The organism is Gluconobacter thailandicus F149-1 = NBRC 100600 (assembly GCF_000964465.1).
GTDB classification, from domain to species: Bacteria; Pseudomonadota; Alphaproteobacteria; order Acetobacterales; family Acetobacteraceae; genus Gluconobacter; species Gluconobacter thailandicus.
The window spans coordinates 1-8,166 of the sequence record NZ_BANH01000114.1; the positions used below are offsets into that span (position 1 = coordinate 1).

Consider the following 8,166-nt stretch of genomic DNA (forward strand, 5'->3'; position numbering starts at 1 on the left):
AGATCTCAGCCAAATCGTCTAGATCTTTTGTCAACATTACCTAAACCTGACATCCATTCGGCGAGGTCGATCTTGTATACCACATAGGGTTCTCTGGAAATTAGACGCGATAGCCGTCGAGCCTTGTCGTACAGAGAGGCAGCGACGGCACGCTATATTTGGCGTGCCTGCCCGTGGGGTATTTGTCCCAAGAACCTCTTTCCACTTACGTGAAAAATAGCACGCCATCAAAACGCACGATCAAACAATCATAAACCGTGACGTAGCTACTGTTGCAGGGCCTGTGTACCATGCCGAAATACTGTTTGCTCATTCTTCTGGAGCTCCTGCCCAACGACACCTACGCAGAGGGAGAGTGAAAGAGCTCCCGCATCCGGATGGCCTTTGCTCTTCTCTCCATGCGTTCTGGCGCGCCCCATCCGAGGCAACAGATCTTTCGTTGCTTCTGCAGCTACTTGAGATGCTTGAGCTCCCAGACACCAAGCTTCTGACAATGTTTTATGATTTGCCAGCTCCTGTTCAAAAATATTTACGAAAGGCACAAGAGCGTCAATAAGCGTTTTATCTCCCGGCTTGGCTTTGCCTAGAGACATAATGCGCTCCATGGCCTGTTTTGCCCCACGGCTAAGCTGCTCCGGGGATGGAAGCGTGTTATCGTCCAATGCCAAGCTGAAGGCCCTTAGTCCTTCCCCCCAAAGAGCACCAGATGTTCCCCCAGCACGATCAGCCCATGCGTCTGCAGCAGCTGAGAGGGTAGTTGCCGCTCCAGCTCCAAACGATGCCGCTTTAGCAGCAGCTACCTTGGCAGCAGCCGAGCCGCGAGCCATTCCCTGACCGTGATCGCCATCCCCTGCGACTGCATCGATACGACCCAGTTCAGCCTCTGCTGTCGCCAGAGCAGATGCCAGAGTACTCATGATTTCGGAAACACATTGGCCACCACGCCGTCCCTCACCTGTCGAAGCTTTCATGTAAGTGACAGAAGGCCCCTCCAAGGAATCTTCGGGCGTAGTGTCCACATCCTCGATAAGGCCATGACGCAACGCGGCAGTATCGACTGGGGCACACCAGAACCGCTCCAATTCCTCGTCAAGCCAGGTCAGCGTCAATGAGCAGCCTGCCATATCGAGGCTCGTAACATACTCTCCCACCAGCGGAGCCACAGGCGTTAACCCTGCCTTTGCCAGAAGGGGAACCAAGGCCTCCCAAAGAACGAACAGTTCTTCCTGTTTGGTACTTCCCAGGCCGTTAAGGGTAATCGCGACGCGCCGGGGCGCATCTGCGGGCATTTCACTGACGACTTTTTCCAGCAGGATCTGAGCAAGAGCCTGAGGCGTCGGAATGCTTTCTTCCCCGATCCCTGGCTCTCCATGCACCCCGAGACCAAGCGCCATACGGGCGGCAGGAACGTGAAACAGCTTGTCCGCCTCTCCAGGCAGTGTGCAACCATCAAAGGCAACACCAAATGTCCGGGTCTGACGATTGGCGCGATGACCGATCTGTTCGACAGCATCCAGATCCAGACCAGCTTCCGCAGCTGCGCCAACAATCTTAAAAATCGTCAAATCACCGGCAATCCCGCGGCGGCGTTCTCTTTCACTTTCTTTAGCACTTGCCACGTCGTCCATGGTTGCAAGAATTCGGACGTCATATCCTTCTGCGCGCAGCCTGTCGGCAGCGATACCGAAGTTCAGGACATCTCCCGCATAATTACCGAAACCGAGAAGAATACCGCCACCGAGGTCAGCTTGACGAACGACACTCTGAATAGCCTGCGTGGATGGAGACGCGAAAATATCTCCGGCAATGGCTGCATCTGCAAAGCCGGTTCCCACATATCCGACAAAAGCCGGATAGTGTCCTGACCCACCTCCTACGACGACAGCCACCTTGCCTTTTGAGCCAGGCTGGGCACGGACAACACCGCCACGGACCATTTTTACAAGGTCCCGATGGACCATGCTGTATCCATGCAGGGCCGAGGCTGCGAATTGGGAAGCATCGCCACAGATCTTGGTCATGTTATGTCCCTCCTTCATCAGGATGAAAAGCTGCTGCCGATCAAGACGCATCGCGGTTGAGATAATGACGGGCAAGTGAGTCCAAAGAGATGGCGAGCACGACGATGCCGCCACTGACAATGGACTGCCAGTAAGGTGAGATGCCGAAGAGGACGATGATGTCTTCAATCATCCCAATGATCACAGCGCCCAGAACAGCTCCAACCGGGCTTCCCAGACCGCCTGTCGTTGCAACACCGCCAATGACAGCTGCCGCGATCGGGGACAGAACCCACGTGTCACCAATAGATGGCTGTGCCGTTCCGAGACGCGCCACCATAAGAATACCGGCCAGAGCAGACAGGAAACCAGCGAGAGCAAACGCACCCATACGGATCGCATTGACGCGAATGCCCAGCATCCTTGCAGCCTGCGGATTACTCCCAATCGCGTAAATATAGCGCCCGACAGGCGTACGCATCATGACGAATGCCACAATGCTCAAGCAAACCACCAAGACCAGAAAGGGAACTGGAAATCCGAAAACAAGACCCCTGCCGAGGAAGCTGATCTCATGCGGGACACCAGTGATGGCAACGCCGCGCGTGGCCACCAGATTGGCGCCACCATAGACACCCGCCATACCGATGGTCAGCACCAGAGAATGCAGACGGAGCTGAGTAATCAGCAAACCGTTCAGCAGACCACACCCGGCGCCCATCAGCAGACACAGGGCAAGCGAAAGCCACGGATTTAGACCGACCTGCACCATCAGCATTCCGCCGACAACGCCGGCGAGACCGCCGATCGCACCAACGGACAGATCAAGTTCACCAAGGATCATCAGGACAGCCTGCCCGATGGTGACCAGCCCGATAAACGCCAGCGCCCGGGCAATGATGATCATGTTGAATGAGGTCAGGAAGTGCGGTGACAGCACGCATGAAATCCCGAAAATCAGGATCATGGCGCCGATGACACCCCCCAGCGGATTGGCGACCATTCTGGCCACCAGCGCACGAATGGAAGAAGCCTTTGGAGGCGTGGGGGTTGCTCCGGGGAGCGTGGTTTCAAGCGACATGACGAGTCTCCGTGGCGCCGATAATCGCGCCCACAAGCGTATTGACGTCAGTGGTAGCCTGGTCGAACGACCCGGTGGTCCGACCGTCGTACATGGTGATGATGCGTGTTGCGCAGCGCTGCAGTTCTGTCATTTCAGAAGAGACGAGGATGATGCCGACGCCCTCTTCCGCCAGTTGCTGCATGATGCGGTAAATCTGGAATTTCGTCCCTATATCGATGCCCTTTGTGGGCTCATCGAAAATCAGGATGCGAGGACGCCGCGCCATTGCACGACCGATGATGGCCTTCTGCTGGTTTCCACCCGACAGGAAGACAATTTTTTTACCGACAGAGGACGTACGAACATCAAATCTCTGAATTGTTTCAGAAACGATCGTTTTTTCCTTGTTGGAAGAAATGATGCCGCCACGCTTCATCTTTTCCAGAACGGAGAGACTGATGTTTTCGCGTACGCTCAGAAGCGGGAAAATGCCATGATGCTTCCGCTCTTCGGAAAGATAGACCATGCCCATGGCGACAGCCCGATCTGTTCTGCCACGCGGAATTTCTTTACCGCTCAAGACGCAGCGACCAGATTTTGCGGAATGATACCCGAACATGGTCTGCATCACTTCCGAGCGGCCAGCCCCCACAAGTCCGGCAAAACCAAGAATTTCGCCACGACGGAGCTGGAAAGAGACATCTGAAAAACCTGGCCCGGTCAGCCCTTCCACGCTCAACAGAATATCGGAATCATCAATGACCCCACGAGGCTGGAATTTCTCTTCAAGCTGAACAGAATTGCCAGACATCAGTCGGATGAGATTCTCTTCCGTCATGCCGTCCATCGGGTATGTCCCGACACTCCGGCCATTCCTCAGAACCGTCACGGTATCACCCAGACTGAAAATCTCTTCCATCTTATGCGAGACAAAAACGATCGCGCAGCCATTATCCCGCAACGTGGTGATGATGCGGAAAAGATGTTCCGTCTCATTCGCCGTGAGTGAGGATGTCGGTTCATCCAGAATCAGAACCTTGAACTCATCCCGACAGGCAGCCCGCGCAATCTGAAGGAGTTGCTGATCCGAGACGCTAATGCGACTGACCGTCTGCCCTGGTCGGGCATGAATGCCAAAGCGCTCGATAAAGCGTGCGGCCTCGTTTTCCATGGCCTTCCGCGAAATCGTCAGATGACCAAATCCCGAACGGTGAAAGGGCATGAACATGTTTTCAGCAACCGTCATGGACGGAAACAGGTTCAGTTCCTGCGGGACGTACGCAATACGAGAGAAAAGACCATGATCTGCAAGGGCATCCTGTCCCTCGATCAGAACTTTTCCTTCATCAGGCGTGACAAGCCCTGTGAGTGTCTTGATCAGCGTTGATTTTCCCGCACCGTTTTCGCCTGCCAGAATATGGATTTTGCCCGGTTCAAGCGTCAGATCGACGTGATCGAGCGCAACCACGCCGGGATAGCTTTTACGGACAGCTTCAACCTGCAGAACCGCCATGATCGTTACTCCTGACTCAGAGGGATTTCTTGGTGATGACGTCGATGCCCGTATCGATGTACTTGGGTGTTTTCTGCCCCATTGCGCTCTGCCATGCAGAAACGACAGCCCAGTAGCCCTGCATTTCCGGACGGCTGGATGCTGTTGATTCCGCTACGCCATCGCGAATGAGCTGAAGCATGTCATTCAGGTTATCGAGGCCGACTTCCTGGACTTTTCCAGCCTTCCCACTTTCGCGAATGGCTTGACCAATGCCCACTGGGCCTGACGCATCACAAGCGACCCATCCAACCAGATTGGGGTGCGCCTGCATGATGGCAGACGCCTGTTTCTGACCTGTTTCGATGCTGTCATTATCAATGCCGGTCGCGACAACCTTGATATCCGGGTATTTTGCAAAAACCTTCTTTTCACACTCAGCACGCAAAGTATGATTAGGCGCTGTTGGCACACCCATCATGATGGCCACTTCACCCTTTTTGCCAATCAGGGTAGCAAGTCGCTCTGCTGCTATCGTCCCCTGCTCGCAGAAATCTGCGCCAACAGCCGTGATATTCATCCCTTCCGGAGGAAGAGAGTCAAAGACTGTCATGGGAATTTTCTGTTCGGTAGCTTCATCCATCGTCGCGCGATTTCCCTTCTCGTCCAGCAGATCAAGAATGAGTCCATCAGGATGAGTGGCAATCGCTCGCTCGATGATGTCGTTCTGAGAAGAAACATCAGCCGTTTGCGGAGCACGGTATTCGATTTCGATCTTCTGCCCCGTGGTTTTGGTGATCATGTCTGCTGCGGCACGAGCACCCGTATTGAGTTTGTCAAACCACGGATGAACAACTTTCGGAATCAAAACAAAGCGCAAAGGCGTACTATTATCGGCAGCCTGTGCAACGAGGGGCGTTGCAGCAAGAACAGCACCAAGTAAAAGAGCTTTTTTCATGTTGGTCGTCTTTCCAGATAATCCGTTCGTTCCAGCATTGGGTCGGTAACGAGCGAAGTTTTTTTCAACAGTGAGATGTTTGCAGATGATGCTCGGAATATTTCCGACTCAACTCTTCAATTCCTGCGACATTGCCCGCAGATGGACCCGCCGGGTCAAAGCTATGTGCCAGCCAGGCCGCCACAATACTTTTGGCCAGTTCGGGCCCAATGACGCGCGCGCCCATGGTGATGATCTGAGCATCATTGGAGAGGGCAGCACGCTCTGCAGAATAGGTGTCGTGCGTTAGCGCAGCTCGAATTCCCGGAATTTTATTGGCGGAAATACAGACGCCAATCCCGGTTCCACAGCACAGAATTCCCCGATCGAAATCTCCACGGGTAATGGCAAGACCGACACGTTCACTCAACTCCGAATAAAGCTCAGGGTGGTCATCGTCAGGATGTGACATATCGACAACCGTGTGCGGCGTTGTGGCCCGCAGATGTGTAACAATGAGGCCTGCAAGACCTTCTCCGGCCCGATCGCCTCCAATCGCAATACGCATGATTTTCCTCCGTCTTTATGGGTTACGTTCCTGGGCGGTGGTTGATCCGCCCAATCTGGCAGTGGAGATTTCCGCAATTTTCAGATTGATCCCCGCACTGCGGAGCGTGTGTTCCACGTCTTTTTCAAGACCTGAATCCGTGATCACCACGTCGAATTCCGTCAGCTCGGAAAAGCGATTGAGGGTGATGACACCGAATTTCGTACTGTCCACAAGCAGGACTTTGCGATCAGAAATGTTCATCAGAGCCTGCTTGGCTTTGATGATATCTTGCTCCTGATGATACGCTGTCATCCCGCGGATTGCTGCGACGGACATGAATAGCGTGTTAACCCGCAGCGATGCTGCCGCCTGTTCACAAAGGGTTCCAAAAAATGCGTCGAAAAGCATGTTGTAACGCCCACCCAGCAAAAGAAGATTCACGTTGGGCTTGGCGGCGAACAGGTTTGCAGTTCCCATGCTATTCGTGACAACCGTGAGAGCTGATCTATCTGTCAGGCGTTCCGAGAGAAACCGGGAAGTCGTTGAGTCATCCAGAGCAATGATATCCCCTTCCTGAACAAGACTTTCAGCTAAAATTGCAATGGCCTGCTTCGCTTCCACCGCACGATTGCTTCGTTGAGCAACGCTCCCTTCTGAAAATACTTTGGGAGGAGTAGTCACACCCCCATAGACACGGCACACCACTCCGCGCTCCGAAAGGACCTGGAGGTCACGGTGGATCGTCATGCGGCTTGCGACAAAGCGCCCGGCCAACTCATCAATCTGTGCACCACCACGATCACGAACATAGTTCAGAATGTTCTGACGCCGCACAGAAGCTGAGCAGGATTCAACTGTGGTCTGGGACGTCATGCGACGACTCCCTCCACCAGAGCACGGAAGTGGTCGACATTCCAGGCAGCGCGGCCAACGAAAACACCATCGACGTTAGGGAGTGCGATATAGCTCGCGGCGTTTTCCTGCGTGACACTTCCGCCATACAGGAGTTTGACAGCCGAGCCACTGTCCGATCCAGCTATATTGCGTAGCAACTTTCGAAGATGATCATGCGTGGTTTCAACAAAGGTCGCGTCTGCAGCACGGCCCGAGGCACCGATGGCCCACACGGGTTCATAGGCAACAAGAACACGTGAAAGATCTTCTTCAGAGACGCCGTGCAATGCGATCTTTAATTGCCGTGCTAAAGTTTCATTAGTTACGTCATGATAATATTCATCAGATGTATCACCAATACAGAGAAGTGGCCTCAAACCATGTCGCAATGCAGAGCGGACCTTGAGATTGACGGTCCAGTCTGTCTCTCCAAAATGTATTCGTCGCTCTGAGTGTCCAATTTCTACCAGCTCTGCACCGCACTCAGAAATCATGACGGGAGAGATTTCACCCGTCCAAGGGCCATCATCCTCCCAGTGCATGTTCTGCGCACCGACAGCGACACGGCCTCCTGACAAGATGTCACAGACATCCTTGAGAGACGTAAATGGAGGAATGACGAACGGCTGAATAGCGACCGGGAAAGACATTCTGGCAAGCTCTTTCGCGGCTACCAAAGATGCCACAGGCCCTTTGTTCATCTTCCAGCTCGTGCCAACCCAGATAGTATTGCGCTCCATCACATATCTCCGAATCTGAGACCCGCTTCATAACACTAGGAATGTTATATGTATCAAATATAGTGATATTTTATTCATAAAATACATTACAAAAATCTTTTATGCAGAGCGCTTATATGAAATTAAGCTTATTAGAAATTTTTATAAGTTTATGTTTTCATTGTATTTTTAGTTTTTTATCTCGTTTTAATGGTATCTCTGTTACATATGTATGCAACGTAACACTTTATTGTGATTATTTTTGTCTTATATGAGTTAGAAAGCTCTAAGGCCTGTTAGAGCTTGAATGACGCAACGGGCTGCATAGGAGTTTGTGATGAGCATGATGCAGTCTGTATGGGAGCCTCTGATCGAGGAAGTCCTTCCGAAGGGCAAAAGACGCCGCCCAAGACCCTTTGGCAGTCAATCTCCGCGATTTTCTGGCGCCATCAGAACGGTGCGAAAGGGTGCGCTCGCTTCGGCTGGACGTGTCACGGTTTACTTCCGAACC

At 53.0% G+C, this 8,166-nt stretch carries 7 protein-coding genes; all 7 read right to left on the bottom strand.

Annotation, left to right across the window (positions count from 1 at the left end):
- Positions 1-266 precede the first annotated feature (266 nt).
- A complete protein-coding gene (locus B7444_RS15860; RefSeq protein WP_035730387.1) occupies positions 267-2,021 on the bottom strand; it encodes a dihydroxyacetone kinase family protein in 1,755 nt (584 codons plus the stop codon).
- A gap of 40 nt (positions 2,022-2,061) precedes the next feature.
- Positions 2,062-3,081 (bottom strand): ABC transporter permease, encoded by a 1,020-nt coding sequence (locus tag B7444_RS15865; RefSeq protein ID WP_007284602.1) that lies wholly within the window; start codon positions 3,079-3,081, stop codon positions 2,062-2,064.
- Complete coding sequence (locus tag B7444_RS15870; protein WP_007284603.1) at positions 3,071-4,576, bottom strand: sugar ABC transporter ATP-binding protein; 1,506 nt, start codon at positions 4,574-4,576, stop codon at positions 3,071-3,073. Before B7444_RS15870 ends, B7444_RS15865 begins: the two co-directional genes overlap by 11 nt.
- Positions 4,577-4,592: 16 nt before the next feature.
- The gene (locus B7444_RS15875) at positions 4,593-5,513 is read right to left on the bottom strand and encodes a substrate-binding domain-containing protein (RefSeq protein WP_007284604.1); all 921 of its coding nucleotides are present in this window, start codon (positions 5,511-5,513) and stop codon (positions 4,593-4,595) included.
- Between the two features lie 64 nt (positions 5,514-5,577).
- Positions 5,578-6,060: an RpiB/LacA/LacB family sugar-phosphate isomerase gene (locus tag B7444_RS15880; protein WP_007284605.1), complete on the bottom strand. Its 483-nt coding sequence runs from the start codon at positions 6,058-6,060 to the stop codon at positions 5,578-5,580.
- A gap of 15 nt (positions 6,061-6,075) precedes the next feature.
- A complete protein-coding gene (locus tag B7444_RS15885; protein ID WP_007284606.1) occupies positions 6,076-6,915 on the bottom strand; it encodes a DeoR/GlpR family DNA-binding transcription regulator in 840 nt (279 codons plus the stop codon).
- A complete protein-coding gene (locus B7444_RS15890) occupies positions 6,912-7,676 on the bottom strand; it encodes a triose-phosphate isomerase (RefSeq protein ID WP_007284607.1) in 765 nt (254 codons plus the stop codon). Before B7444_RS15890 ends, B7444_RS15885 begins: the two co-directional genes overlap by 4 nt.
- Positions 7,677-8,166 lie beyond the last annotated feature (490 nt).

Excerpts from the sequence above, each read along its gene's own strand:
- B7444_RS15860 (WP_035730387.1), bottom strand. The coding sequence starts at position 2,021 with ATGACCAAGATCTGTGGCGATGCTTCCCAATTCGCAGCCTCGGCCCTG.
- B7444_RS15865 (WP_007284602.1), bottom strand. The coding sequence starts at position 3,081 with ATGTCGCTTGAAACCACGCTCCCCGGAGCAACCCCCACGCCTCCAAAG.
- B7444_RS15870 (WP_007284603.1), bottom strand. The coding sequence starts at position 4,576 with ATGGCGGTTCTGCAGGTTGAAGCTGTCCGTAAAAGCTATCCCGGCGTG.
- B7444_RS15875 (WP_007284604.1), bottom strand. The coding sequence starts at position 5,513 with ATGAAAAAAGCTCTTTTACTTGGTGCTGTTCTTGCTGCAACGCCCCTC.
- B7444_RS15880 (WP_007284605.1), bottom strand. The coding sequence starts at position 6,060 with ATGCGTATTGCGATTGGAGGCGATCGGGCCGGAGAAGGTCTTGCAGGC.
- B7444_RS15885 (WP_007284606.1), bottom strand. The coding sequence starts at position 6,915 with ATGACGTCCCAGACCACAGTTGAATCCTGCTCAGCTTCTGTGCGGCGT.
- B7444_RS15890 (WP_007284607.1), bottom strand. The coding sequence starts at position 7,676 with ATGGAGCGCAATACTATCTGGGTTGGCACGAGCTGGAAGATGAACAAA.